This is a genomic window from Sediminibacillus massiliensis, from assembly GCF_900156915.1.
GTDB classification, from domain to species: Bacteria; Bacillota; Bacilli; order Bacillales; family Amphibacillaceae; genus Sediminibacillus_A; species Sediminibacillus_A massiliensis.
Map to the genome: position 1 here is coordinate 357016 of NZ_LT732535.1, position 25352 is coordinate 382367.

Consider the following 25352-nt stretch of genomic DNA (forward strand, 5'->3'; position numbering starts at 1 on the left):
AAAACACCACCTTAAGTAAATTACCGGATGTCTTACTTTTTCCCCTTACTTTTTGTAAGGTTTCTTTTTTTGTCTCTGTAAAAAATAAAACCTCCAATAAATGTTAGCCCTCCTAGAAAGAAAATTAGTCCGAAAACGAATTGAACTCCTATATGGAAAAACATCGAATAAAAATCCCCGAATATCGCGTCTCTCATTAATTTGACACCTAACGTGGCGATTATGCCAGGTATCAGCAAGATAATTAATGCAAATAATCTCATTTTTTCTCCTCTTTCTTCCTATATACATATCAAAGTCTTTTAACTGTCCTAGTAATCATTCCTAAGTAGTATAGCAAAGGTGACAAGTGTTGAAAACCAAAGTTTTCTTGCTAAATCATGCAGTAAATATTAAGATGGAAGTATGCAAAAACGTGCAAGGGTGATGACTAGGTGAAACGCGTACTTATCGTGGGAGGCGGCAAAGGCGGTACTGCTTTGTTGAAACTTCTTTCTGCTTCAACCAGTCGAATGAAGATTGTAGCGGTAATTGACATCGACGAAAATGCTCCGGCGCTGCAGGCAGCGAAAGAAAGTAACATTCCGACAGGCCATGACTGGCGTCGATGGATACATGAACAGATCGATATTGTCATCGAAGTTACCGGCTCTGAGCAGGTGCTCTACGACATTATCAGAGAGAGAGCCGGAAAGACGGTAGTAATTCCGGGTTCAGTAGCATACATAACAGCTGAGCTTTTAGAAGAGAAAGAGCTGCTGCTCGGGGAGTTGCAAGAGCAATCATACAAACAAGAACTGATTCTGAATAATATTCATGAAGGCATGATCGTCATAAATAATGACGAATCGGTTACTTTTGCTAACAAACGTGCCGAAGAAATTGTCGGGATACCCGAAAAAGACTTTGTCAGAAAACCAATAAGGGAAGTGATTGATCAGACGAGACTTCCGCAAATATTGAGGACAAGGAAAAAAGAAGTTAACGAAAAGCTTGAGTTGAAAAACGGCAGGAAGGTTATCACGACTAGAATTCCAATTATCGATGCTAATGACAGGTTGAAAGGTGCCTTTGCCGTTTTCCGTGATATTACGGAGGTAGTCGAACTTGCTGAACAAGTTACTGGGTTGAAAGAAGTGAAAAAGATGTTGGAAGCTATTTTCCATTCTTCCGACGAAGCAATCAGTGTGGTGGACGAGAATGGGATTGGTATTATGATCAATCCTGCTTATACAAGGATAACCGGCCTGACGGAAGATGAAATAGTTGGTAAACATGCTGCTACAGACATTTCCGAGGGTGAGAGTATGCATATGAAAGTCCTCACTACAAGACGGGCTGTCCGCGGCGTCCGCATGAAGGTGGGACCTGGGAAGAAGGATGTATTGGTGAATGTTGCTCCCATCATAGTGGACGGCGTGTTAAAGGGGAGTGTGGGGGTTCTCCACGATGTTTCAGAAATAAAGTCTTTGACAAGTGAGCTGAAAAGAGCAAGGCAAATAATCCGTAATTTGGAAGCTAAATATACGTTTGATGATTTTGTCGGTTCCTCCGGCGAAATGAAACTTGCATTGGAACAAGCGAAAGTGGGTGCGAAGACTCCGGCTACCGTATTGTTAAGAGGCGAATCCGGAACTGGCAAGGAGCTGTTTGCCCACGCTATTCATAACGAAAGTAATAGAAGGAATAATAAATTTATAAAAGTGAACTGTGCTGCTGTCGAAGATGATGTTTTAGAAGAAGAATTGTTTGGGTTGGAACAGGATGGCCAACTGGTTAGAAAAGGTTTTTTTGAAGAATCAAGGAACGGCAGCATTTTTCTGGATGAAATTGGAGAGCTTTCCCTGCATATGCAGGCAAAAATATTGAGAGTATTGCAAGAAAAAGAAATTTTCCGAGTAGGGGGAAATGCGCCGGTAGCCGTAGATGTCCGGATAATTACGGCAACCAATGTCAATTTGGAAAAAGCGATCATGAATAAAACTTTCAGGGAAGACTTGTACTATCGCCTGAACCGTCTCCCGATCTTTATTCCGCCTTTAAGGGAAAGGATGGAAGATATAGAGGAACTGTCCACTTTTTTGATTCAGAAAAAGAACCAGGAATACGGTAGGAATGTAAAAGGGATCAGTGAAGATGCTCTCACATACTTAAAAGGTTATCATTGGCCCGGTAATGTAAGGGAACTTGAGAACGTGATTGAAAGGGCAATGATGGTTATGGAAATCAGTGAGGAAAGAATCGTTTTCGGCCATCTACCGGATCTATATCCTCTATCTAAGTCAGGGCGCGACAGAGGAATAGTCTGGGAGAACTTCAAGGATCAATCCTTGCAATCGGCGCTAGAGGATTTTGAAAAAGAAATGATTGCATCCGCCCTACTTGCAAATGACTTAAACAAAACTAAAACAGCAGATAGCCTGGGGATTTCAATCCGGAATTTGTACTATAAAATGAATAAATACCACCTTGACAAGGATAGCATGCAAGATTTTTCATGAGTTTTTTAACGAGTGACCGGATGGGAGGACGCAATGGAAAAATTGGATGATTTGTTGCATCATTTCGGTAATAACACTAGATTTAGCACAGCTGTTGTTCAGGCGGCAGATAGCATAGTTCTTTCAACTGTCAAAAGAGCGCTTCAACTCAATTTGGGGACCTATCGACTTTATGGCAACTTAGTAGAAATCAAGGAAATCGCCGAAGAAGCAGGGTTGGACTTGAATGACAGCCGGTTGGATGTTATTCACGCTCCTTCTGCTCAGGATGCAGCGGAACAAGCCGTAAAGGATGTCAGATTGGGACATGCCGGAATCTTAATGAAAGGAAGTATCCAAACGGCTGATTTTCTTAAGGCGGTGCTTAACAAACAGAATGGAATCAGATCCGGTAAATTTCTTTCGCATACTGCACTTTTTGAATTGCCCGGTTACGAAAAACTCTTATTTCTTACCGACTCAGCCATCAATATCACACCAGGGCTGGAGGAAAAAACGGTCATCCTTGAAAATGCTGTAAAAGTCGCTAATTCTGTTGGAATAAAAAAACCGAAAATAGCCGTGCTTGCTGCTATTGAGTCAGTAAACCCGACTATGCCAGCAACCATTGATGCAGCTTGTCTAACACAAATGCAAAACAGGGGGCAGCTCGGGAATTGTCTTGTCGACGGTCCAATGGCGTTCGATGTAGCCGTCTCGAAAGAAGCTGCAGCACAGAAAAAAGTAGCTTCACATGTAGCCGGAGATGCAGATATTCTATTAGCACCTACATTGGAAGCAGGCAATTCATTATATAAATCATTTGTTTATTTTGCTAAAGCAAAAGTTGCAGGGATTATATCAGGAGCACAAGCACCGATTGTATTGGTGTCAAGATCAGATTCCGCAGAAAATAGATTATACTCACTTGCATTGGCAATTCGAACAACAATCTGAGGAGGAACTCAACATGGAAATATTCACTTATATGGAAAGTTATGATTACGAACAATTAGTTTTTTGTCAAGATAAACAATCCGGTCTCAAAGCCATTATCGCAATCCACGACACGACATTAGGACCTGCGCTCGGTGGGACAAGGATGTGGACGTATGATTCGGAAGAAGACGCCATAACAGATGCTCTTAGACTAGCCAAAGGCATGACTTACAAAAACGCTGCGGCAGGACTCAATCTGGGAGGCGGAAAAACAGTCATCATAGGCGATCCTAAAAAAGACAAAAATGAAGCAATGTTCCGCGCTTTCGGTCGTTATATACAAGGTTTGAATGGTCGTTATATTACAGCTGAAGATGTAGGTACAACTGTATATGATATGGATTTGATTCATGAAGAAACCAATTATGTTACAGGAATATCCCCGGAATTCGGCTCATCAGGGAATCCTTCTCCTGTAACAGCCTATGGAGTATATAAAGGGATGAAAGCTGCAGCAAAAGAAGCATTTGGCGAAGATTCTCTCGAGGGGAAGACTGTGGCAGTCCAAGGAGTCGGAAATGTGGCTTTTAAATTGTGTGAGTATCTTCATCAAGAGGGTGCCCGGTTGATTGTCACCGATATCCATAAGGAATCGGTCGAAAGAGCGGTCGAAGCGTTTCAGGCTACAGCTGTGGACCCTGATGACATTTATGAAGTCGACGCAGATATTTACGCACCATGCGCTCTTGGAGCTACTATCAACGACGACACCATCCCGAAAATAAAAGCAAAAGTTATTGCCGGAGCTGCCAACAATCAATTGAAAGACACAAGGCATGGGGATATTCTGCATGAAAAGGGAGTAATATATGCACCGGACTATGTAATAAATGCCGGTGGGGTCATCAACGTTGCAGATGAGCTTGTTGGCTATAACAGGGAAAGGGCTATGAAAAAGGTAGAGACAATATATACGAATCTAGAAAGGGTCTTCGAAATTTCCAGGCGCGACAATATACCTGCCTATGCGGCGGCAGACCGAATGGCAGAAGAACGGATACAGGCGCTCAAACAATCCCGAAGTCAGTTCTTGACTGATGGCCGGAGCATTCTCAACAGACGATAAGCATTGTGATCTATCAACGGAGGTGGAGGAGTGCAGCGAACGGGACGCATTTTAGTAATAAATCCTGGTTCGACATCAACAAAAATTGGTGTCTTCGATAAACACCAGTGTCTCTTTGAGAAAACAATCAAGCATTCTTATGAAGAGCTATCGAACTTCAATCGGATCATCGACCAATTCGAATTTCGCAAAAAGGTCATATTAGAGCAATTGCATGAACAAGGGCTTAACATTTCCAAGTTCGACGCTGTATGTGGAAGAGGGGGCTTGCTCCGCCCCATAGAAGGTGGAACCTATCTTGTCAATGATGAAATGCTCCAGGATTTGCGAATGGGTTACAACGGTGAGCACGCATCCAATCTCGGCGGGATACTTGCATATGCAATTGCCGAAGGCCTGAATATTCCTTCCTATATCGTCGATCCGGTTGTGGTTGATGAGTTGGATGACATTTCGCGAATATCCGGTTTTCCGGACATACCAAGAAAAAGTATTTTTCATGCACTAAACCAGAAAGCTGTTGCAAGAAGAGCTGCGGCAGAATTGCATGATAAATATGAAGAGGTGGATTTGGTTGTCGTTCACATGGGTGGGGGCATCACTGTTGGAGCGCATAAAAAGGGCAGGGTAGTCGATGTCAACAATGGCCTCCATGGAGACGGACCTTTCAGCCCGGAAAGAGCAGGTACTGTCCCGGCAGGGGATTTGGTAGCTATGTGTTTCTCCGGTCAATATTATCGGGGAGAGATCATGAAAAAATTGATTGGTGAAGGTGGCTTGGTCGGTTACCTGAACACAAATGATGCACTAGAAGTAGAAAGAATGATTGAAAATGGCGACAAACGGGCCAAACTGGTGTATGAGGCAATGGCATATCAGATAGCCAAAGAAATCGGTTCGGCTGCGATTGCATTGTCAGGAAGTGTAGATGCGATCGTTTTGACAGGCGGGTTGGCATATGGCAAACGTTTTGTCGATTTGATTTCAGAAAGAGTCAGCTGGATAGCAGATATACTTGTTTATCCAGGAGAAAATGAAATACAGGCTTTGGCAGAAGGAACTCTAAGGGTTTTACTAGGGGAGGAAAAAGCAAAACAATACCCTGATCAGGGAGGAGTGATTTGAATTGGCTCGTGATTATGATTTAGTGATACTGGGCGGAGGGACAGGCGGATATGTTGCTGCGATAAGAGCTTCCCAGTTGGGGCTTCGTACCGCGATCGTCGAATCGGAAAAATTGGGGGGGACCTGTCTTCATAAAGGCTGCATCCCCTCCAAAGCGATGCTGCGCAGTGCCGAAATATTCCGGCAAACCAAGAATGCCGGTTCTTATGGTATAGAAACGGCTGTTCCTGAGGTGAATTTCGGCAAAGTTCAACATCGTAAAACGGATATTGTGCAAACATTGCATAAAGGTGTCCAGAGCTTGATGAAGAAAGGAAAAATAGATGTTTTTCAGGGGTTTGGCCGAATTCTAGGTCCATCCATTTTCTCTCCCACAGCAGGCACAATCTCAGTTGAAATGAGCAATGGTGAGGAAAATGAAATGTTGATCCCTAAAAATGTGATTATCGCCACGGGTTCCCGTCCGAAATCATTGCCAGGGATTGAGGTTGACGGCAAGACGGTCATGACTTCTGAAGATGCTTTGTGCATGGAGACGCTTCCTGAATCTATTCTGATTGTTGGGGGCGGGGTTATCGGAATCGAATGGGCTTCCATGTTAGCGGATTTCGGTGTGAAAGTCACAGTCATCGAATACATCGACAGAATCCTGCCTTCAGAAGACAAGGAAATCGCAAATGAGATGATGCGCTTACTCGGAAAAAAAGGAATAAAAATAGCAACTGGAGCCAGGCTGCTGCCTGAGACGTTGCATAGAGAAGATGGAATAAAAGTGCAAGCCGACATTTCGGGAGAAAAGCAGACTTTCGAAGCAGATCGGATGCTTGTATCGATTGGACGAGAAGCGAACATTTCCAATATCGGCCTTGAAAACACAGATATTGAAATAGGACCCCAAGGGGCCATTGATGTAAACGGCTTTTATCAAACTAAAGAATCACACATATATGCGATTGGAGATGTAATCGGCGGATTACAACTGGCACATGTCGCTTCACATGAAGGAATCGTCGCTGTGGAACATATTACAGGTAATCATCCAGACCAAATTGATTATACATACATATCTTCCTGTATATATTCCCACCCAGAAGCAGCAAGTGTCGGCCTTACTGAAGAACAGGCTTTGGAAAAGGGGCTGGAATACAAAACAGGCAAAATGTCGTTCAAGGCTAATGGCAAGGCGTTGGTTTACGGGGAATCTGACGGATTCGTCAAAATTATTTCAGACAAGAAGACAAACGATATCCTGGGTATCCATATGATCGGCCCACATGTAACGGATATGATTTCGGAAGCAGGCCTGGCAAAGGTACTGGATGCGACGCCATGGGAAATCGGCGGAACCATACATCCCCATCCTACTTTGTCGGAAGTAATCGGTGAAGCAGCACTTGCTGTGGACGGTATGCAAATACATGGATAATATGTTAGGAGGTAAAGTATGTCGGAAAAAAAGCATGAAGCACTTGGGTTGACCGACGGACAAGCATTGGACATGTACCGGACCATGTTGTTGGCTAGAAAAATAGATGAAAGAATGTGGCTATTAAATCGTTCGGGTAAAATTCCATTTGTGATCTCCTGTCAAGGCCAGGAAGCGGCCCAAGTTGGAGCGGCCTTTGCATTAGATAGAAACAAGGATTACGTCTTGCCGTATTACCGTGATGTAGGAGTAGTCCTGTCATTTGGGATGACCGCAAAGGAACTGATGTTATCTGGTTTTGCCAAAGCGGAAGATCCAAATTCTGGTGGAAGGCAAATGCCCGGACATTTCGGTCAGAAGAGGAACAGGATTGTCACAGGTTCTTCCCCGGTTACCACGCAGGTGCCGCATGCAGTAGGTATTGCATTGGCAGGAAAAATGGAAAACAATAATTTTGTCAGTTTAGTCACTTTCGGAGAAGGTTCATCCAATCAAGGGGATTTTCATGAAGGAGCCAACTTTGCAGGCGTGCATAATTTGCCTGTCATTTTTCTAGTGGAAAACAATAAGTATGCCATCTCGGTTCCGGCAAGCAAGCAATTGGCCTGCGAAAAGGTTTCCGACCGTGCACAAGGTTATGGGATGCCCGGAGTAACAGTTGATGGTAATGATCCGCTTGCGGTTTATGAAGCAGTAAAAAAGGCAGCTGAAAGAGGACGTAAGGGAGAAGGTCCTTCTCTTATCGAAGCTGTTTCATACCGTTTAACAGCTCATTCCAGTGATGACGATGATCGAGCCTATCGGGATCGGCAAGAAGTCGAGGAAGCGAAACAGAAGGATTCCATACGGACTTTTTCTACATATCTGCGTGACCTGGGGATATTGACGGACGAAAAAGAAAGCGAAATAGAAGAGGAAATCATTTCAATCGTCAATGAAGCGACCGATTATGCGGAAAATGCAGCATACGCAGATCCGGAAACACTATTCGATCATGTATATGAAGAGTAAGGAGGGCTTTTGATGGCAGTAATTTCGTATATCCAAGCAGTAACCCAGGCATTGCGGGAAGAAATGGAGAGGGATGAAAAAGTATTTGTGCTCGGTGAAGATGTAGGAAAACGGGGAGGTGTGTTCAGGGCGACCGACGGGCTTTATGAGCAATTCGGAGAAGCAAGGGTACTGGATACGCCATTGGCCGAATCAGCGATAGCAGGTGTAGGAATCGGAGCAGCCATGTACGGCATGCGCCCGGTTGCTGAAATGCAGTTTGCTGATTTTATCATGCCTGCAGTTAACCAGATAATTTCCGAAGCGGCTAAGATCAGGTATCGTTCGAACAATGACTGGCACTGTCCGATCACTATCCGAGCGCCATATGGAGGCGGTGTCCACGGTGCCCTCTACCATTCCCAGTCGGTTGAATCGGTTTTTGCCAATCAACCGGGTTTGAAAATTGTCATGCCTTCGACTCCCTATGACGTGAAAGGCTTGCTAAAAGCGGCAATACGCGACGAGGATCCAGTTCTCTTTTTTGAACATAAACGTGCTTACAGGCTTATCAAAGGCGATGTGCCGGAAGAAGATTATACACTCCCAATCGGAAAAGCCGACATCAAACGTGAGGGAACCGATTTGACGGTCATTACATATGGATTATGCGTCCATTTTGCCTTGCAGGCGGCCGAAAAATTGGAGCAGGAAGGTATAAACGCCCATATCCTGGATTTAAGGACAATTTACCCCCTAGATAAAGAAGCGATTATAGAGGCAGCGGTGAAGACTGGAAAGGTCCTGCTTATAACAGAGGACAATAAAGAGGGCAGCATTATCGGTGAAGTTGCCGCAATCATAGCCGAGGAATGCTTGTTTGAGCTGGATGCACCTATCCGACGGCTGGCCGGTCCGGATGTACCAGCAATGTCCTATGCACCAACTCTCGAAAAAGCGTTTATGATAAATCCGGATAAAGTGGAAAAAGCAATGCGCGAATTAGCAGAATTTTAATCCCGAAGGAGGAAATATTATGCCGATCGAGCGAATCAATATGCCGCAACTCGGTGAAAGTGTCACAGAAGGGACAGTCAGTCAATGGTTGGTAAAACCCGGTGAATATGTAAATAAATATGACCCCATTGCTGAAGTGATGACCGATAAAGTGAATGCAGAAGTTCCTTCTTCTTTTTCCGGGAAACTGACTGAAATAGTTGCAGAGGAAGGCACCACGGTGAGTGTCGGAGAATTGATGTGCTATATAGAGGTGAAAGGTAGTGAAGAAAACACTGCCGGTGAACAGGCTGGCGGTACTGAAGCTACTGAAAAAATCACCAGAAAATCTAAACATGAAACCGTAACTTCGATGAAAAAAAGATATTCGCCCGCAGTTTTGAAGTTGGCCCAAGAGCATGATATTGACCTTGAGCAGGTAGAAGGAACCGGTAAGGGCGGCCGTATAACCAGAAAGGACATTTATGGACTGATTGATAACGGAAAGTTACCAGTCTCACCTACATCCAGCAAGCAACAAGACGCGCGGGATGCAAGTAACACCAATACCCCGCAACCAAGCGATATACATAAAGTCGATGCAATGTCAGGCACAGACAGAGTCTCTGAAATACCAGTCAGCGGTATCAGGAAAGCCATTGCCAACAATATGGTTAAATCCACCACGGAAATTCCGCATGCCTGGATGATGGTAGAAGTCGATGTAACATCGATGGTCGAATACCGGAATGCTGTGAAGGACAAATTCAAGAAGCAAGAGGGCTTCAGTCTCACCTTTTTTGCCTTTTTTGTCAAAGCAGTTGCCCAAGCGATAAAAGAGTTTCCGGAGATGAACAGCTCTTGGGCTGGAGAGAAAATTATCCAGTATAAAGATGTGAATATTTCCATTGCCGTTGCCAATGAGGAAGAGCTATATGTTCCTGTTATTAAGGGGGCGGATGAGAAGAGCATAAAGGGCATTGCAAAAGATATTCATACGCTTGCATCCAAGGCAAGAGAGGGAAGTTTGTCTTCAAAGGATATGGAAGGAGGCACCTTCACCGTAAACAATACAGGTTCATTCGGGTCTGTACAGTCCATGGGTGTCATCAACCACCCCCAGGCGGCAATTCTTCAAGTGGAATCGATAGTGAAACGGCCGGTTATAATCGACAACATGTTTGCCGCTAGAGATATGGTCAATCTTTGCCTTTCACTCGATCACAGGGTACTTGATGGTTTAATTTGTGGTAAATTCATGGCAAGGATTAAAGAATTACTGGAAAATGTCTCAAGGGAAACTACTTCATTATATTGAGTGAAAAATTGGGAAAGACCGGAGACGGCTCAATTGAAAGTACAGGAAAAACTTGATAATATTGTCTTAGTACTTAGATTTAAGGAGATGACTGTATATGGACTTTAACTTATTTATGAATGATGTCGTCAATGCAGCACGCAAAGATATCACAGAAGCCGGTTATGAGGAGTTGGAAACACCGGAAGAAGTGGATCAGGCTTTGAACCGTAAAGGGACCACATTGGTGATGATTAACTCTACTTGTGGATGTGCCGGAGGTGTAGCACGTCCAGCCGCTGCGAATGCCATCCATTTCGACAAGCGTCCGGATCATTTAGTCACCGTTTTTGCAGGTCAGGATCGAGAGGCTACTGAGAGGGCAAGACAGTATTTTGAAGGTTATCCACCATCATCTCCTTCTTTCGCCTTCTTAAAGGACGGGGAAATCGTTACAATGGTTGAACGTCACGATATCGAAGGGTTCAGTCCAGTCGATGTTGTAAATAAGCTTCAAGGGATTTTTGACGAACATTGCGAAGAAGTATAAAATTGGATTAAGTTTCGAAACCTTGCCACCAGCCGTGACAAGGTTTTTTTATCCAGGATTTTAAGGAGTTAAGCTAGTGAAAATCGGTTATCGTACAATCAAAACAGCAATCGGCACACCTGTAGCGATATGGCTTGCACAGCTGCTGCAGCTTGATAATTTTGTCTCGGCAGGAATTATCACCATTCTTTGCATCCAGCCAACCCGGAAAAGGTCTTTCTTAAGTTCCTGGCATCGATTTGGGGCCTGTTTGCTGGCAATGATTTTTTCCTTTGGAATTTTTGAAACACTTGGGTTCCATCCTCTTAGTATCGGAATCTTATTGATACTGTTCATACCTGCCACGGTCAAATTGAAATTGACACCCGGGATCGTGACAAGTTCGGTGATTATTCTGCATTTATACAGTTCCAGCAATATTTCGGTTTCCTTGATCATCAATGAATTGATTTTAATTTTCGTCGGTATCGGCATGGCATTGATATTAAATCTTTATATGCCGAGTCTTGAAACCGATCTAGTCGACCTGCAGGAGAGGGTCGAGGATAATTTCAAAACAATCTTGAAAGAAATCGCCATATATTTGCGGGAAGGCAGAGAAACCTGGACGGGCAAGGAATTGCAAGAAACGGAAGACTATCTTAAAGAAGCCGAACGTCTGGTCTCCAGGGATATCGAAAATCATCTGCTTCGGGACAAGCACACTTTTTTTGACTATTTCGTAATGAGAAAGAAACAATTCGAGTTATTGAGAAGGATGCTCCCGTTAATCAGTCAAATGAATCGGTTGTATGAACAAAATTATCGAATGGCTGACTTTTTTGATGAGCTGTCAGAAGCAGTAAATCCAGGTAATACGGCTAAACTTCATCTGCAAACGTTGAAAGAGTTGCGGGGAACGTTTGATGAGGATGATTTGCCAAAGACGAGGGAAGAATTTGAAACAAGAGCGAATCTCTTCCGTCTTTTACATGAAATCGAGCAGTATTTAGTGTTAAAAAGGACTTTCAAACCAAGTGATATTTAAAGATGTCTTGATGCCTGACCAAGCAGTTTTACTCGAGAAAAATTCAAATGAATGTCAGAGAAGTTCCCGGTAAATACTGCATTATCCAAAAGAAAAAGGCTGTACCTTTCCTGGAAATTTTCCATATCGGAAAATACCGGAAAAGGACAGCCTTTAACATTTATGCAGTTTAAACAAACATCGCCAATCCCGCAGTTAACGTAGACAGGATCATTGCTGCAATCATAATATATATAACCATTTTGATTCGTTTTTCCCGTTTCGATGGTTTTCTCGTTTGATTTTGCGGTGCGTTTTTCGCAGCCATCGCCAATTCCTCCTTCACACCAAGTCCTAACTGTATTTTACATGGATTTAATTGATTGGACAAGCGTTTCTGGTAATTACATGTTGGATTATTTCCTATATAATAGAATTATCAGAAAATGTTTGATGACAGTTGTGATATAACAAAGGAGGTAATGTCGTATGGGAGACCGGGACATGAAAATTTCAAAAGATAAATGGAAACAACTTGTCGAGGAGTCCAACAAACAAATGCCTGAAAGACAAACCGCATTTGAAACTAGTTCTAAAATCCCGATAGCAAGACTTTATATGCCGGATGAACTGACGAATGATTATCTCGATAAGCTAGGATTTCCGGGGCAGTTCCCATATACCAGGGGAATCCAGCCAACCATGTACCGGAGTAAACAATGGACCATGCGCCAATATGCAGGCTTCGGTTCGGCTGAACAAACCAATAAGCGGTTTCGTTATCTTTTGGAACAAGGCCAGTCTGGATTATCCGTTGCTTTCGACTTGCCTACCCAAATCGGCTATGATTCGGATGATGTCATGGCTGAAGGAGAAGTCGGCAAGGTAGGAGTAGCCATTGACAGTTTAAAAGATATGGAACGTTTATTTGATTCTATTCCATTGGACAAAGTGAGTACATCGATGACAATTAATGCTCCTGCTTCGATACTGTTGTGTATGTATATTGCTGTCGGCGAACAACAAGGGGTATCTGTCGATAAATTAACCGGAACGATACAAAACGATATCTTGAAAGAATATATTGCCAGGGGTACATATATATTTCCTCCAAAACCATCTATGCGTTTGATTACGGATATATTCGCTTACTGTTCAGAAAGCGGGTTGAAATTCAATACTATAAGTATCTCGGGCTATCATATCAGGGAAGCGGGTTCAACGGCAGTTCAGGAAGTAGCCTTTACTTTGGCTAATGGTATTGCCTATGTGGAAGCGGCTCTTGATGCCGGCCTCGAAGTGGATCAGTTTGCCCCTCGTCTGGCTTTCTTCTTCAATGCACACAATCATTTTTTCGAAGAGGCTGCAAAGTTCCGTGCGGCCCGAAGGCTGTGGGCCAAAATAATGAAAGAAAGATTCCATGCGCAAAATCCGAAAAGTTGGAAGTTGCGGTTTCATACCCAAACAGGCGGATCAACCCTGACGGCTCAGCAGCCGGATAACAATATCGTCCGCGTAGCTTTGCAAGCGCTTTCTTCCGTCCTCGGAGGAACCCAGAGTCTTCATACAAACTCGAAAGATGAAGCTCTTTCGCTTCCGACCGAACAATCAGCCAGAGTAGCTTTGAGGACCCAGCAAATCATCGCGAATGAAAGCGGAGTCGCAGATACTGTGGATCCGTTGGGCGGTTCTTATTATGTCGAAAGTCTTACCGATGAAATAGAAGCCCAGGCACTTGAATATATGGAAATAATCGATAAATTGGGTGGTGCTGTACAGGCGGTGGAAGAAGGATACATGCAGAAAGAAATACATCAATCCGCCTACGAGACCCAAAAGAAATTGGAAAGAAAAGAAGATATAATCGTGGGGCTCAATGAATTTGTCGAAGAAGATGAAGTTTATCCAGAACTTCTGAAAGTTGATGAAACGCTCGAGGAACAGCAAATAGAACAATTGAATGCAATCAGAAAACAAAGAAACCAGAAGGCCGTCGATGAGAGTCTGGCTGCTTTAAAAAAAGCGGCAAGAAGCGAAAAGGAGAACCTGATGCCGCACATATTACGAGCAGTGAAGGCATATGCGACTGTCGGTGAAATCTGTTCCGTTTTGAGAAAAGAATTCGGGGAGTACACAGGAATATAACATCTAAAAGGGGAGATTCAAATGCGACCTGTTCGAGTATTGATAGCGAAAGCCGGTCTGGATGGGCATGACAGGGGTGCTTTAGTCATTGCGCAGGCATTGAGGGACCAAGGGATGGAAGTCATATACACAGGGTTACGACAATCACCACTGCAAATAGCACTTGCTGCCATTCAGGAGGATGTGGACGTCGTTGGATTATCCTCCTTGTCAGGAGCCCATCGCTCTCTTTTTCCCAAAGTAATCGAAGCTTTGAGGGAGAGCGGAGCCGGGGATATACCGGTAATAGGTGGCGGCGTGATTCCGCCTGAGGATATCCCGTTTTTAGAGGAGAAAGGGATAAGAAAGATATTCACTAGCGGCGCATCGACTCAGCTGCTCGCAGATTATATAAAAGAACTTGTAAGAGGCACACAGAAAAAAATGGAATCACCCGAAAAAATTTCGCACATCGGTATTGCGGTTAACAGTATTGAGCAATCACTGCCCTTTTATCTAGATGTGCTTGGTTTGAAACTGGAAAAAGTGGAAGAAGTACCGGATGAAAAAGTGAAAGTGGCATTTTTGACTATTGGCGAATCTCGCTTGGAGTTACTGGAAGCACTTGATGAAACATCGCCTGTCCATCGTTTTTTGGAAAAGAAAGGGGAAGGCATACATCATATCGCCTTGGAAGTGGCGGATATAAATGAACGAGTTGTTCAATACAAACGACAGGGTATCCGCATGATAAGCGATAAACCGGTAAGTGGAGCCGGAAACAGCCAGATTGCCTTCTTGCATCCTAAGGCGGCAAACGGTGTGTTGATAGAATTGAGCGAACATCCTAAAGAAGGTGATCAATGATGGATATGTTTGATAAAATCAATGAACTTTATGACAAGCGGAGAAAAGTGGAACTGGGCGGTGGCGACAACCGAATTGCCAAACAGCATGAAAAAGGAAAAATGACCGCCAGAGAAAGAATAGATTGCCTGTTGGATGAAAAAAGCTTCGTAGAATTAAACCCCTTTATCGAAAACAGATCCACAGATTTTGGAATGGGTGATAATGGGGCGGATGGAGAAGGTGTCGTTACAGGATACGGAGAAATCGATGGCAGGCCGGTTTATTTGTTTTCCCAGGATTTTACTGTCTATGGTGGAGCACTTGGCGAGATGCATGGAAAAAAAATAGCTGCTGTCATGGATCTTGCAGCAAAAAACGGCGCCCCCTTTATCGGGTTGAATGACTCAGGCGGGGCAAGAATTCAAGAGGGGGTGTCTTCGCTTGATGGTTATGGGCATGTTTTTTACCGGAATTCCATTTATTCGGGAGTTATCCCCCAAATTTCTGTTATTATGGGCCCGTGTGCCGGAGGGGCCGTTTACTCCCCGGCTATAACTGATTTTGTTATCATGGTCGAGAAAACCTCCCAAATGTTCATTACGGGTCCAAAGGTGATCGAAACAGTAACAGGGGAAAAAATAAGTCATGAGGATCTTGGAGGGGCAGAGATACATAATCATATTAGTGGAAATGCTCACTTGAAAGCAAAATCTGAAGAAGAGGCTTTGCTTCTGGTCAGGAAACTGATTTCTTACTTTCCGGCCAATTATAGGGAAAGACCGCCACTGACCCCGATGGAAGAAAAGGAGGATTTTCGGCCGGAACTGGCAGACATCGTGCCCTTTGATTCGGTCAGACCATACGATATACGAAAGGTAATCGATCAGGTGGTCGACTGCGGCTCTTTTTTCGAAATACAGCCTGGATTTGCGAAAAACATCGTGATCGGATTTGCAAGAGTTAACGGTCAACCGGTCGGACTTGTTTGCAACCAGCCGAAATCGTTGGCGGGCAGCCTGGATATCAATAGTAGTGACAAAGCAGCCCGGTTTATCCGCTTCTGTGATTGTTTTGGTTTCCCGTTGATTACTTTTGAAGATGTCACCGGTTTTTTTCCTGGAATAAAGCAGGAACACGGAGGAATAATCAGGCATGGAGCAAAAATCCTGTATGCATATTCTGAAGCAACAGTACCGAAAATTACAGTGATAACGAGAAAAGCGTATGGGGGTGCGTATGTGGCGCTTAATAGTAAATCGATCGGTGCCGATTTGGTGTACGCCTGGCCGAATGCCGAAATAGCTGTAATGGGTCCCGAAGGCGCTGCGAACATTATTTTCGCTAAAGAGATACAGGAAAGCGATAATCCGGATGCGACAAAAAAACAGAAAATAGCCGAATACAAAGAAAGGTTTGCCAATCCCTATATCGCAGCTGGACTTGGCATGATCGATGATGTCATTGATCCAAGGGAAACGAGGATGGCAATTATCAGAGGGCTGAAAATGTTGAAAAACAAGCAGGAAACACGGCCCGCAAGAAAGCATGGCAACATTCCTTTATAAATTTTGCTTTATAACGATTTCTCCACCAATAATATCAGATGAAAAAATTGACAGACTTTACTCGATTGGCTAACGTACTAAGAGAGGAAAGGAATCAAGGAGGCAATCTAAATGGCACAAGTAAATGAAGAAAGGTTAGTGAACGAGTTTATCGAATTAGTGAAGGTAGACTCTGAAACAAAAAACGAACAACAAATCGCGGAAGTTTTGAAGAAGAAGTTCGGTGATTTGGGTTTGGAAGTCATAGAAGATGACAGTAAAGCAAAAACAGGTCATGGTTCCGGGAATTTGATTTGTAATCTGAAAGGTTCAGTTTCAGGGAAGGATACCATTTACTTCACTTCCCATATGGATACAGTTGTTCCGGGTCAGAATATTAAACCTTCTATCAAGGACGGCTATATTGTGTCTGATGGTACAACCATTCTAGGAGCTGATGATAAAGCGGGTCTTGCTGCAATGCTCGAAGCGATCCGTGTATTGAAAGAAAATGATATCAAGCATGGAGACATTCAATTTGTCATTACAGCGGGAGAAGAATCCGGACTTGTCGGAGCAAAGGAAATCGACACTTCTCTGCTTCAAGCCGACTATGGCTATGCTATCGACAGTGATGGGGCGGTAGGGAACATAATTGTTGCTGCTCCGACTCAGTCCAAAATAAAGGCTATCGTCAAAGGAAAGACGGCCCATGCCGGAGTAGCACCCGAAAAAGGTGTCTCTGCGATCACACTGGCTGCCAAAGCAATAGCCAAAATGCCGCTTGGAAGAATTGATGAAGAGACAACAGCCAATATTGGCCGATTTGAAGGTGGTTCGCAAACAAATATAGTCTGCGATCATGTGGAAATATTAGCTGAAGCACGTTCCCTTGTTCCAGAGAAGATGGAAGAACAAGTGAACAAAATGAAGAAAGCATTTGAAGAAACAGCCGCAAGCCTTGGCGGGAGCGTCGAGTTGGATATTCAAGTGATGTATCCGGGGTACAAACAACAAGCAGGTGATCATGTCGTGGAGGTTGCCAGGAATGCTGCTAAATCAATCGGCAGAGAAAGCGAATTGTTGAAAAGCGGCGGCGGCAGCGATGCCAATGTGATTGCAGGTCATGGAATACCTACTGTCAACCTTGCCGTAGGTTATGAAGAAATCCACACAACGAATGAACGGATGCCTGTCGGTGAGCTAGTAAAAGCAGCTGAGTTGATTACAGCCATTGTAAAAGAGGCATCAAAATAAGAGTGCCGGAGGAGAGGTGAGAGCACCTCTCCCTACCATGGAAGCATAAGTTTAGCCTGTATACATAAAATACATGTTAGTGAAAGGAGAGTTTGCTTGAAGACTACAATTAAATGGGATGAAAAGATGGCTTTTTCCAGTATCACCCCGTCCGGCCATGAAATCCACATGGATGCTTCCGAAGAAGTCGGAGGGACAAACAGCGGCGCAAGGCCGACTGAACTGCTTCTCAATGCTGTAGCTGGATGTACGGGAATAGACATCATTTCAATTCTCAAGAAGATGAGACTGGAACCAGAGAGTTTTGAAATGGAAGTACAGGGAGAACGTGCGGATGAACATCCGAGGAGATTCACGAAAATAAGTATTCATTATTCATTGACAGGCGACTTACCGGAAGAAAAAGTGGCTAGAGCTATAAAGTTATCGAAAGATACTTACTGTTCTGTTTCTCATTCTTTAAGTTCTGACATCCGCGTAAGTTTTTCTATCAATGGGGTTAAGGCTGAAAAGGAAATATAATTTGTTAAAAAAGCTGTCAGCCACATGGTTGACAGCTTTTTAACGAATTTGGGGAAGAATATCTCGTTGTGTTATATAATATTATTATGTAAACTAAACCGAACTACAAGGGATGAGACACCCCTCGTAGCTCGGTTTCTAGTGAGCACGATTTTCATAATAATCGAATGTATCCATGACAAGGGTTACGCCCTGTGAAAAGGCAGCCCCGCCGCCAAGTGCAGCACTGACCGCCACTGTTTCCATTATTTCTTCTTCAGTAGCCCCATGTTCAACAGCACCTTTTGTATGATACATAATACAATACTCGTCTTGGGAATAGATACTGATACCGAGAGCTATCAATTGTTTTTCCTTTTCGCCAACCGAACCAGCTTGGAAACAAGCTTCGGTAAAATCGAAGTAACCTTGTGTCATTTTCGGTAAGGCTTTCTGGAACCTGCTGCTGCCTTCTTTATAATCCAAAATCGAATCATCAAAGAAATTGCTTACTTCCTCAAATGGCATATCCAATGTTTTCACTCCAATTCTTGATTTCAGACGCATTTATAGCATGACGAAACACGCGCGTGTTGATTCGCGGTATTAAATGGAAAGCGTGTAACAGTTCTATGCAGTAAGTTTACTTCCGTTATAAAAGGGAACTTTGATGATAAATGAAGAAAGGGAGGATTTTATGTTAAGCTTTCTTCCAAGTCAGGATGACCATACAATCGCAGTAGAGTTTGAGGGAAAAGCAACAAAAGAGGACGCTGAAAAATTGGATCTGCAAGTGAATCAGAAGTTTGGCGATAAAGAAAAATTCAATATACTCGCTGTCATGCATGACATAGAAGGAACCACGTTGAAAGGGATGACAGAGGGTATGAAATTCGACACAAAGCGTTGGAACCAGTTTCGTAAATTTGCTGTAGTAAGTAATAAAGATTGGTTGGAAACTTCTGCCGGTATCGGCAGCTATCTTCCTGGTGTGACAGCTGAACATTTTAAGAAAGATCAACTGGATGAGGCGTGGCAATGGATTAAGAATTAAACAAAAAAGAGGGGCAGATGGAATATTAAAGGGTTCCATTTTAAGATGCATTTCTAAAAAAGAGGGTAAAATACAATTGAATTGACAAGCGAAATGACATATAAAAATAATGATTAAAACCAGTTATTGGTCAAAGTCTTGCCATATTAGTGGTAAGGCTTTGTTGCATTGTTGGAATATGTTGTTTTTAGAGATGCTGTTAAAAATTACCGGATTTAGAATATTTATGTTAAATTAATTATAGAGTTTGTGAAGGAAAGTTCTTAAACTAAATGGGCAGGATAGCGTAAGAAAAGATAAATAATTGTTTTTAAATAGAGGAGATACAAAATGTGAAAAAACGAAAGGTCGGAATTTTACTGTTTGATTATGTTGATGTTTTAGATTTTGCTGGTCCAGCTGAAGTTTTATCATTAACTGCAAATAATAAAGCCGAACAAACATTAACCCTTTATAAAAAGCAACTATTACCAACGAGACCATTTGAAGTATTTACCCTTTCGGAAACAGGCAAGGGGATAAAAACTCATTCAGGAACAAAAATAGAGCCTGATTTTAGTATTAATGATAGGCATCCTACATTAGATATTTTAATAATTCCAGGTGGTCCTTTAAGAGCGGTTCAAAATATAGCTAAAAACCAAAAGATATTAGACTGGATTAAGAAGCATAAAAATATTGAATATATAAGTTCTGTTTGCACTGGAGCATACATATTAGGGGGAACTGGCTTGTTAGATGGAAAGAAAGCTACTACCCATCATTTAGCATTGAAACTGATACAGGAAAAATATCCTGAGATTCAAGTTTTATCCGATAGAAAAGTAGTACAAGATGGCAACATCATAACCTCTGGGGGAGTTTCTTCAGGAATAAATATGGCACTGTATGTTGTTAAGCGGGTTTTGGGAGAAACTATTGCTGAAAGAACTGCTAAAACATTAGAATTTACAATTTAAATTTTCACTAAAGGGTGCTTTAGTTGAAGAAGAAAAATAAAAGAGCTTGGATTCCAAGCTCTTTTTTGATGGCGCCAAGCTTACCTTCATATCTTATAAAAGTAATCTCCTTCAAGTACCATTATCCGCTTTAATATAAAATTGCCCCCCTAAATGACAATAGAGTTTACACTTGAATTGACATAGCTTTTGACACGTCAATTGACAACCATTTCTTAATGTACAACAAGTATTGTCATCGAGGGAAAAGAGATATATTTATTTTCTGTCTCCTCCCAACAAGTCGAATAATCCTCCGGCAATGCTCCCTTCCCCTTTGGAACCGCCTTTTTCAGGCATGGCGGCGAATACCCGGCTAGCGAGCCTGCTGAATGGCAAGGATTGGATCCAAACTGTGCCGGGTCCGCTCAGGGTGGCAAAAAACAGGCCTTCACCACCGAACAGGGCTGTTTTTATACCGCCTACATATTCTATCTGATAATCGACATCTCCGGTCATCGCTACGAGACAGCCGGTGTCCACTCGCAGCTTTTCTCCATGGAGCAGTTTTTTTTCATGGATAGTTCCACCAGCATGTACAAAAGCCATCCCATCTCCTTCCAGCTTCTGCATAATAAAGCCCTCTCCGCCAAAAAAACCTGTACCTATTTTTCGCTGGAATTCCACTCCGATTTCAACACCTTTAGCAGCGGCAAGGAATGCATCTTTTTGACAAATCAATTTTCCGTTTATCTCGCTTAAATCCATCGGGATTATTTTACCAGGGTAGGGAGAAGCGAAAGATACATGCCTTTTTGTAGTTCCTTCATTCGTAAAGGTGGTCATGAACAGACTTTCACCTGTGATCACTCGTTTGCCAGCACCAAATAGTTTTCCGACAATTCCGCCCTTGTCCGCGGATCCATCACCGAAAATAGTTTCCATCCTGATGTCGTCTTCCATCATCATCAAACTTCCTGCTTCAGCTATTACTGTTTCCTGTGGATCCAATTCTACTTCGACAAACTGCATATCATCTCCATGTAATTTGAAATCGATTTCGTGATTATTCACCGTGGTCACCCTTTCTGTCTTCTTAATGATATGTACGGTTTCCGGCAAGAGAAGATTCATAAATTTCCTTTTACTGCATTCATTCCAGTCATAAAATTTCGGACTAGCGCATGAAATAAAAGAAGACATTCTAAGTTAAGGGGGTTATCCATGTATTATCCGCCGATGCGTGCCCAGGAAAAAGACCCACCAGGAAAAATGAGGATGGAAGGAAGCGCTCAAACTCTGCTTCAAGTCGATATAGCGACCCTGCAGCTTGGGGTTCTGACAGTGGGTGATGAATTGACGCAAGTACGGCTGGAAAATTCAGAACAGACCGGCCAAGTCATTCAATCTCTGCTGAACCTGGGAATCGAAGAAGCAAATATACAAACTGCCGCCTACCATATTCATCCTGTTTATGATTTTGTCGATAATATACAAGTATTCCGGGGATACGAAGTGACACATATGCTATCCGTAAAAGTTGTTGATATTGAACAGGTAGGCAGTGCTGTCGATATAGCAGTTCAGCATGGAGCCAATCAGATCTCGGGGATTCAGTTCGGTGTAAGTGAGCCAATGGCTTATTATCGGCAACTATTAAATGAAGCAATGGACAACGCTTCAACGAAAGCCCGGGCATTAGCCCAGTCAATGAACTTGCAATTGAATCCCATCCCTGTGAAAATAAACGAAGTGCCTGATGGAGGCTCCATGCTTGGCGAGTATATGACAACGGGGGTATATAACACTTCCATAAGACCAGGACAGCTGGAGTTAACAGCCCGTGTGGTAGTGGAGTTCATTTATTATTAGTGGAATGTTACAGATTATCAGTGCGATTTCTGGAGAAACAGCTCAATGTGAAAAAGACCTGCTTCCAAGAATAAGGAACCAGGTCTTGATATTATTCTGATTGGCCCGTCCACTCTTCGACAAGGTCTTGATGTTCATCCAGCCAGTTTCGGGCACCTTCCTCTTCAGATCCTGTTTCATTAATTTCAGCCATTAAACTACCAAGTTGCTGATCGTTTAACATGAAATTATCAAACCATTCAACAACTTCAGGTTGGTCTTCTTTTAATCCCAGCCTCGCAGCGTAGGAAATATTTTCCGAATCACCATACACATTTTTAGGGTCTTCGAGTATTTTTAAATCCATCTCAGCAAAAACCCAGTGAGGCTTCCACAAAGTGACTACTATCGGCTCTTTGTTTTCCATACTGTTCTGTAATTCAGTCAGCATGGTAGGTTCAGACGAACTCGCCAGTTCGAAGTTTAAATCATATTCAGAAATTGCCTCTTCGGTTAAGGACATGATGCTTGCACCGGCGTCGATTCCGACAATTTGGGAATCGAATTCTTCCGCATGTTGATTCAAATCTTCAATACTGTTGATATCTTCCATATACGAAGGTGTCACGAGAGCCAGGTCTGTCCCTTCATACCATGTTTCACGCCAGTCGATTTCATCTTTATGTTTCTCATAATATGCCTGATCGGTATTTGGCAGCCAAATCTCCATTCCAATATCCAAATCCCCGGCCGATAATGCCTCATATAAAAAGGCCTTTTCAACAGAGGTCAACTCTACATCGTAACCTTTATCTTCCAATATGAGTTTCCACAAATTAGATACAGCGACGTTTTCTGCCCAGTTGTTCATCCCGATTTTGATGGTCCCTTTGTCCTGATTATTATCACCATCAGAGTTATTGCCGTTATTTTCATCCGCAGAATTATCTCCTCCGCAAGCGGATAAAACAAGCATCAGTCCCAGCAACAGGGGAGTGATCCATTTCTTCATGTTGTTCATGCATAATCCTCCTTATGTTTTTTTAAACAAACAATTTAGAATACCAGAATTTCGTTCTATATTGTTCCCGCAGGCAAGGGACTGATACCTAAAAACATTCGTTTCATTCATAACGGAAAAAAAAGATGATATCCACATTCATTTCATATCAGCTGTAACACTATTTAATATCTAAGGTTGAGCAATACATCCTTTATTTCGCTGTCTTCCATTATCTTATCTTTATATTTCCTCGTGATTTCCGTCAGGGCGACGTCATGATAGAAAAACTCTGTGAAAAATTTTACCAATGGCCCCGATTTTGTTTGGATTGCCTGCCACTCGTTATTTTCCATGGCAGCAAAAAGCATTTCTTGTCTATCTGAAATCAGAACCCTGCTTCGTTCCAATTTTCCATGTTCGTGGTCCGGTATCAATATAGAAACGTTTGGAAGCACGGTTGTTAATTCTCCGATTGAATGGACACTTATCTCAAGTCCTGATTTCTGTTTTTCTTCCAACAACGGCAGGCAAGTGGACAAATCATCCGCCCATCCGGAAATATGGATGGAATGTTCTGCGGTGCGAATCAACGCTCTGAAGACAGACTGGATTGATGAATCATCTTTTAAAGACCAAACACGGTCATCCATAGGTGTTTGTTTGGCTTGAACTTTTCTCAGCTGATCGATGTTATGATCAAAGTCAGCTTTTAATTTTTGGACTGTCGATTCGATGGGAAGAGCTTTGTATAACCGTTTTTTTTCAACAGTGGATTCCATCACTAGCCCTTTTTCAACCAACCTCTGGAGCACTTCGTATACCTTGGAACGCGGTACACCTGAGCTCTTGACAATGGTAGACGCATCCAAAGGCGAGTCTGTATTTATGAGAGATTGATACACTTGGCTTTCATATTTTGTGAAACCAAATTGTTGCAGCATGTTTTGACTCCTTGTACTTGTATTTATTTTTTATCATAGCATATCTTTTTCCAATACTTGCAAGAAAGTAAAAAATCATTGTTTTCTCTTGGTGTAAGAGTTACCATTGTAGTGGTAACTTTATTAGGGGGAAACGTAGAATGGATAAACGGGTATATTTATTAACGATTGTGTCCTTTGTAGTAGGGATGGTAGAACTAATCATTGGCGGTATATTGGATATCGTGGCTGACGATTTGAAAATAAGTCTTGGTCAGGCAGGACAGCTTATTACTGTGTTTTCGCTTGTTTTTGCTATTGCTGCCCCTGTCTTGATGACTATGACAGCGAAAATGGAACGAAAAAAACTTACACTTTTATCGCTGGTCGTTTTCTTTCTCGGAAATTTAGCGGCAGTGTTCGGTTCCTCTTTTTCCACTTTGATGATTGCCAGAATCGTTTCTGCTGCCAGCGGTTCTTTGCTTGTTGTTTTATGTGTTACTCTCGCTGCCGGGATTGTTGATAAACAATACCGCGCAAGGGCGATAGGGATTGTATTTATGGGGGTCAGTGGTTCTCTGGTGCTTGGTGTACCTGCAGGCCTCATGCTAGGTAACGCATTTGGCTGGCGGGCTCCTTTCATGCTTATCGCCGGATTGACCATATTATCGTTTATTGGCGTCTATTTTTTTATGGGGGAAATAGCCCCGAAATCTTCTGTGTCTATAAAGGAACAGCTGGCGGCTTTGAAGAACAAGAGTATTTTATTCGCCCAGCTGACCACTTTTTTGTTTTTAGCTGGTCACCTGACTTTATACGGATATTTAACACCGTTTTTAAAAACAAGTCTAGGGTTGGATGGCGCATGGATTAGTATTGTGTATTTAGTATTCGGTATTGCAGCCGTGTCAGGAGGAGGCATAGGCGGTGCTTTGGCAGATAAGCTAGGTGCCAAAACGATGATTGTTTCTGTAACCATTGTGTTTGCCGCAGCAATTTTTGCGATTCCGCACACCACTTTTTCTTTTCCGTTGTTCTTGATGGTCATGGTTGTTTGGAGTGCGATGAGTTGGGCAATTACACCGGCTATACAGAGTTATCTGATTGAAACCGCTCCGGAAACATCAGAAATCCAGCAAAGCTTAAATAACTCTGCACTGCATTTCGGAATTGCGTTTGGTTCTTTTATCGGAGGACTTGTCATTGAACGGTCAACTGTAGGTAATAATCCGGTTGTTGGCGGAATAATTGTAATCCTGGCTCTCGGTGCGGCGGTAATCTCCATGGGGAAAAACAAGGAAGAGGCACTTGAATTGAACAGAAAGTCCTCGCTTTAAACTCAGACTGTCGTTGATTGCACGGAAATATCAACTAAG

The 25352-nt window shown here is 42.9% G+C and carries 25 protein-coding genes; 19 read left to right on the forward strand and 6 right to left on the reverse strand.

Annotated features, from left to right (window positions below; genetic code table 11):
• Positions 1–32 precede the first annotated feature (32 nt).
• A complete protein-coding gene (locus tag CZ434_RS02455) occupies positions 33–263 on the reverse strand; it encodes a DUF2627 family protein (protein WP_077621629.1) in 231 nt (76 codons plus the stop codon).
• A gap of 171 nt (positions 264–434) precedes the next feature.
• On the opposite strand from CZ434_RS02455, the gene CZ434_RS02460 reads away from it, so the two are divergent.
• From CZ434_RS02460 to CZ434_RS02505, 10 genes are all read left to right on the forward strand, one after another.
• Positions 435–2501, forward strand: a complete 2067-nt coding sequence (locus CZ434_RS02460; protein ID WP_077621630.1) for a sigma 54-interacting transcriptional regulator — start codon at positions 435–437, stop codon at positions 2499–2501.
• 33 nt (positions 2502–2534) lie between these two features.
• Complete coding sequence (locus CZ434_RS02465; RefSeq protein WP_077621631.1) at positions 2535–3437, forward strand: bifunctional enoyl-CoA hydratase/phosphate acetyltransferase; 903 nt, start codon at positions 2535–2537, stop codon at positions 3435–3437.
• Positions 3438–3450: 13 nt separating this feature from the next.
• Positions 3451–4545 carry a branched-chain amino acid dehydrogenase gene (bcd, locus tag CZ434_RS02470; protein ID WP_077621632.1) on the forward strand — a complete coding sequence of 365 codons (1095 nt, stop codon included), beginning with the start codon at positions 3451–3453 and terminating at the stop codon, positions 4543–4545.
• 30 nt (positions 4546–4575) lie between these two features.
• Positions 4576–5670: a butyrate kinase gene (gene buk, locus CZ434_RS02475; protein ID WP_077621633.1), complete on the forward strand. Its 1095-nt coding sequence runs from the start codon at positions 4576–4578 to the stop codon at positions 5668–5670.
• 1 nt (position 5671) lies between these two features.
• Positions 5672–7096 carry a dihydrolipoyl dehydrogenase gene (gene lpdA, locus CZ434_RS02480; RefSeq protein ID WP_077621634.1) on the forward strand — a complete coding sequence of 475 codons (1425 nt, stop codon included), beginning with the start codon at positions 5672–5674 and terminating at the stop codon, positions 7094–7096.
• 18 nt (positions 7097–7114) lie between these two features.
• Positions 7115–8107: a thiamine pyrophosphate-dependent dehydrogenase E1 component subunit alpha gene (locus tag CZ434_RS02485; RefSeq protein WP_077621635.1), complete on the forward strand. Its 993-nt coding sequence runs from the start codon at positions 7115–7117 to the stop codon at positions 8105–8107.
• A 12-nt stretch (positions 8108–8119) separates the two neighbouring features.
• Entirely contained in the window at positions 8120–9103 is a 984-nt protein-coding gene (locus CZ434_RS02490; protein WP_077621636.1) for an alpha-ketoacid dehydrogenase subunit beta, read from the forward strand.
• A gap of 19 nt (positions 9104–9122) precedes the next feature.
• Positions 9123–10400 carry a dihydrolipoamide acetyltransferase family protein gene (locus CZ434_RS02495; protein ID WP_077621637.1) on the forward strand — a complete coding sequence of 426 codons (1278 nt, stop codon included), beginning with the start codon at positions 9123–9125 and terminating at the stop codon, positions 10398–10400.
• Positions 10401–10497: 97 nt separating this feature from the next.
• Positions 10498–10929, forward strand: a complete 432-nt coding sequence (locus tag CZ434_RS02500; protein WP_077621638.1) for a BrxA/BrxB family bacilliredoxin — start codon at positions 10498–10500, stop codon at positions 10927–10929.
• 76 nt (positions 10930–11005) lie between these two features.
• Positions 11006–11956, forward strand: coding sequence for an aromatic acid exporter family protein (locus CZ434_RS02505; protein ID WP_077621639.1), 951 nt, complete (start codon positions 11006–11008; stop codon positions 11954–11956).
• Between the two features lie 169 nt (positions 11957–12125).
• Here CZ434_RS02505 and prli42 read toward each other — a convergent pair whose 3' ends face one another.
• Positions 12126–12263 (reverse strand): stressosome-associated protein Prli42, encoded by a 138-nt coding sequence (prli42, locus tag CZ434_RS21915; protein WP_179107155.1) that lies wholly within the window; start codon positions 12261–12263, stop codon positions 12126–12128.
• A gap of 176 nt (positions 12264–12439) precedes the next feature.
• On the opposite strand from prli42, the gene CZ434_RS02510 reads away from it, so the two are divergent.
• The 5 genes from CZ434_RS02510 to CZ434_RS02530 all read left to right on the forward strand — a co-directional run bounded on the left by CZ434_RS02510 (position 12440) and on the right by CZ434_RS02530 (position 18231).
• The gene (locus CZ434_RS02510) at positions 12440–14080 is read left to right on the forward strand and encodes an acyl-CoA mutase large subunit family protein (protein WP_095742954.1); all 1641 of its coding nucleotides are present in this window, start codon (positions 12440–12442) and stop codon (positions 14078–14080) included.
• Positions 14081–14101: 21 nt separating this feature from the next.
• Complete coding sequence (gene mce, locus CZ434_RS02515; protein ID WP_077621641.1) at positions 14102–14926, forward strand: methylmalonyl-CoA epimerase; 825 nt, start codon at positions 14102–14104, stop codon at positions 14924–14926.
• Positions 14923–16473, forward strand: a complete 1551-nt coding sequence (locus CZ434_RS02520) for an acyl-CoA carboxylase subunit beta (RefSeq protein ID WP_077621642.1) — start codon at positions 14923–14925, stop codon at positions 16471–16473. Before mce ends, CZ434_RS02520 begins: the two co-directional genes overlap by 4 nt.
• Before the next feature lie 111 nt (positions 16474–16584).
• Complete coding sequence (locus CZ434_RS02525) at positions 16585–17709, forward strand: M20/M25/M40 family metallo-hydrolase (RefSeq protein WP_077621643.1); 1125 nt, start codon at positions 16585–16587, stop codon at positions 17707–17709.
• A gap of 96 nt (positions 17710–17805) precedes the next feature.
• A complete protein-coding gene (locus CZ434_RS02530; protein WP_077621644.1) occupies positions 17806–18231 on the forward strand; it encodes an OsmC family protein in 426 nt (141 codons plus the stop codon).
• A gap of 138 nt (positions 18232–18369) precedes the next feature.
• Here the strand turns inward: CZ434_RS02530 and CZ434_RS02535 are convergent, their stop codons facing one another.
• The gene (locus CZ434_RS02535) at positions 18370–18738 is read right to left on the reverse strand and encodes a carboxymuconolactone decarboxylase family protein (protein WP_077625044.1); all 369 of its coding nucleotides are present in this window, start codon (positions 18736–18738) and stop codon (positions 18370–18372) included.
• A gap of 169 nt (positions 18739–18907) precedes the next feature.
• Here CZ434_RS02535 and CZ434_RS02540 point away from each other — a divergent pair, with 169 nt between their 5' ends.
• Positions 18908–19264 carry a SpoIIAA family protein gene (locus CZ434_RS02540; RefSeq protein ID WP_077625045.1) on the forward strand — a complete coding sequence of 119 codons (357 nt, stop codon included), beginning with the start codon at positions 18908–18910 and terminating at the stop codon, positions 19262–19264.
• 332 nt (positions 19265–19596) lie between these two features.
• Positions 19597–20223 (forward strand): DJ-1/PfpI family protein, encoded by a 627-nt coding sequence (locus CZ434_RS02545; protein WP_077621645.1) that lies wholly within the window; start codon positions 19597–19599, stop codon positions 20221–20223.
• 258 nt (positions 20224–20481) lie between these two features.
• Here the strand turns inward: CZ434_RS02545 and CZ434_RS02550 are convergent, their stop codons facing one another.
• Positions 20482–21276 carry a TIGR00266 family protein gene (locus tag CZ434_RS02550; RefSeq protein WP_077625046.1) on the reverse strand — a complete coding sequence of 265 codons (795 nt, stop codon included), beginning with the start codon at positions 21274–21276 and terminating at the stop codon, positions 20482–20484.
• A 150-nt stretch (positions 21277–21426) separates the two neighbouring features.
• Between CZ434_RS02550 and CZ434_RS02555 the strand changes: the two genes are divergently transcribed.
• A complete protein-coding gene (locus CZ434_RS02555; protein ID WP_077621646.1) occupies positions 21427–22074 on the forward strand; it encodes an SIMPL domain-containing protein in 648 nt (215 codons plus the stop codon).
• Positions 22075–22165: 91 nt separating this feature from the next.
• Here CZ434_RS02555 and CZ434_RS02560 read toward each other — a convergent pair whose 3' ends face one another.
• Together CZ434_RS02560 and CZ434_RS02565 are read right to left on the reverse strand one after the other, a co-directional pair.
• Positions 22166–23074 (reverse strand): glycine betaine ABC transporter substrate-binding protein, encoded by a 909-nt coding sequence (locus CZ434_RS02560; protein WP_077621647.1) that lies wholly within the window; start codon positions 23072–23074, stop codon positions 22166–22168.
• A 164-nt stretch (positions 23075–23238) separates the two neighbouring features.
• Entirely contained in the window at positions 23239–23997 is a 759-nt protein-coding gene (locus CZ434_RS02565) for a TrmB family transcriptional regulator (RefSeq protein WP_077621648.1), read from the reverse strand.
• A 140-nt stretch (positions 23998–24137) separates the two neighbouring features.
• Here CZ434_RS02565 and CZ434_RS02570 point away from each other — a divergent pair, with 140 nt between their 5' ends.
• Positions 24138–25313: an MFS transporter gene (locus CZ434_RS02570; RefSeq protein ID WP_077621649.1), complete on the forward strand. Its 1176-nt coding sequence runs from the start codon at positions 24138–24140 to the stop codon at positions 25311–25313.
• Positions 25314–25352: the final 39 nt, after the last annotated feature.

Bases quoted from the DNA above. Each gene is read 5' to 3' on its own strand.
- CZ434_RS02560 (WP_077621647.1), bottom strand. From the start codon at position 23,074: ATGAACAACATGAAGAAATGGATCACTCCCCTGTTGCTGGGACTGATG.
- CZ434_RS02455 (WP_077621629.1), bottom strand. From the start codon at position 263: ATGAGATTATTTGCATTAATTATCTTGCTGATACCTGGCATAATCGCC.
- bcd (WP_077621632.1), top strand. From the start codon at position 3,451: ATGGAAATATTCACTTATATGGAAAGTTATGATTACGAACAATTAGTT.
- CZ434_RS02555 (WP_077621646.1), top strand. From the start codon at position 21,427: ATGTATTATCCGCCGATGCGTGCCCAGGAAAAAGACCCACCAGGAAAA.
- CZ434_RS02490 (WP_077621636.1), top strand. From the start codon at position 8,120: ATGGCAGTAATTTCGTATATCCAAGCAGTAACCCAGGCATTGCGGGAA.
- CZ434_RS02540 (WP_077625045.1), top strand. From the start codon at position 18,908: ATGTTAAGCTTTCTTCCAAGTCAGGATGACCATACAATCGCAGTAGAG.
- prli42 (WP_179107155.1), bottom strand. From the start codon at position 12,263: ATGGCTGCGAAAAACGCACCGCAAAATCAAACGAGAAAACCATCGAAA.
- CZ434_RS02565 (WP_077621648.1), bottom strand. From the start codon at position 23,997: ATGCTGCAACAATTTGGTTTCACAAAATATGAAAGCCAAGTGTATCAA.
- CZ434_RS02495 (WP_077621637.1), top strand. From the start codon at position 9,123: ATGCCGATCGAGCGAATCAATATGCCGCAACTCGGTGAAAGTGTCACA.
- CZ434_RS02525 (WP_077621643.1), top strand. From the start codon at position 16,585: ATGGCACAAGTAAATGAAGAAAGGTTAGTGAACGAGTTTATCGAATTA.
- CZ434_RS02500 (WP_077621638.1), top strand. From the start codon at position 10,498: ATGGACTTTAACTTATTTATGAATGATGTCGTCAATGCAGCACGCAAA.
- CZ434_RS02485 (WP_077621635.1), top strand. From the start codon at position 7,115: ATGTCGGAAAAAAAGCATGAAGCACTTGGGTTGACCGACGGACAAGCA.
- CZ434_RS02520 (WP_077621642.1), top strand. From the start codon at position 14,923: ATGATGGATATGTTTGATAAAATCAATGAACTTTATGACAAGCGGAGA.
- CZ434_RS02570 (WP_077621649.1), top strand. From the start codon at position 24,138: ATGGATAAACGGGTATATTTATTAACGATTGTGTCCTTTGTAGTAGGG.
- CZ434_RS02535 (WP_077625044.1), bottom strand. From the start codon at position 18,738: ATGCCATTTGAGGAAGTAAGCAATTTCTTTGATGATTCGATTTTGGAT.
- mce (WP_077621641.1), top strand. From the start codon at position 14,102: ATGCGACCTGTTCGAGTATTGATAGCGAAAGCCGGTCTGGATGGGCAT.
- CZ434_RS02465 (WP_077621631.1), top strand. From the start codon at position 2,535: ATGGAAAAATTGGATGATTTGTTGCATCATTTCGGTAATAACACTAGA.
- CZ434_RS02510 (WP_095742954.1), top strand. From the start codon at position 12,440: ATGAAAATTTCAAAAGATAAATGGAAACAACTTGTCGAGGAGTCCAAC.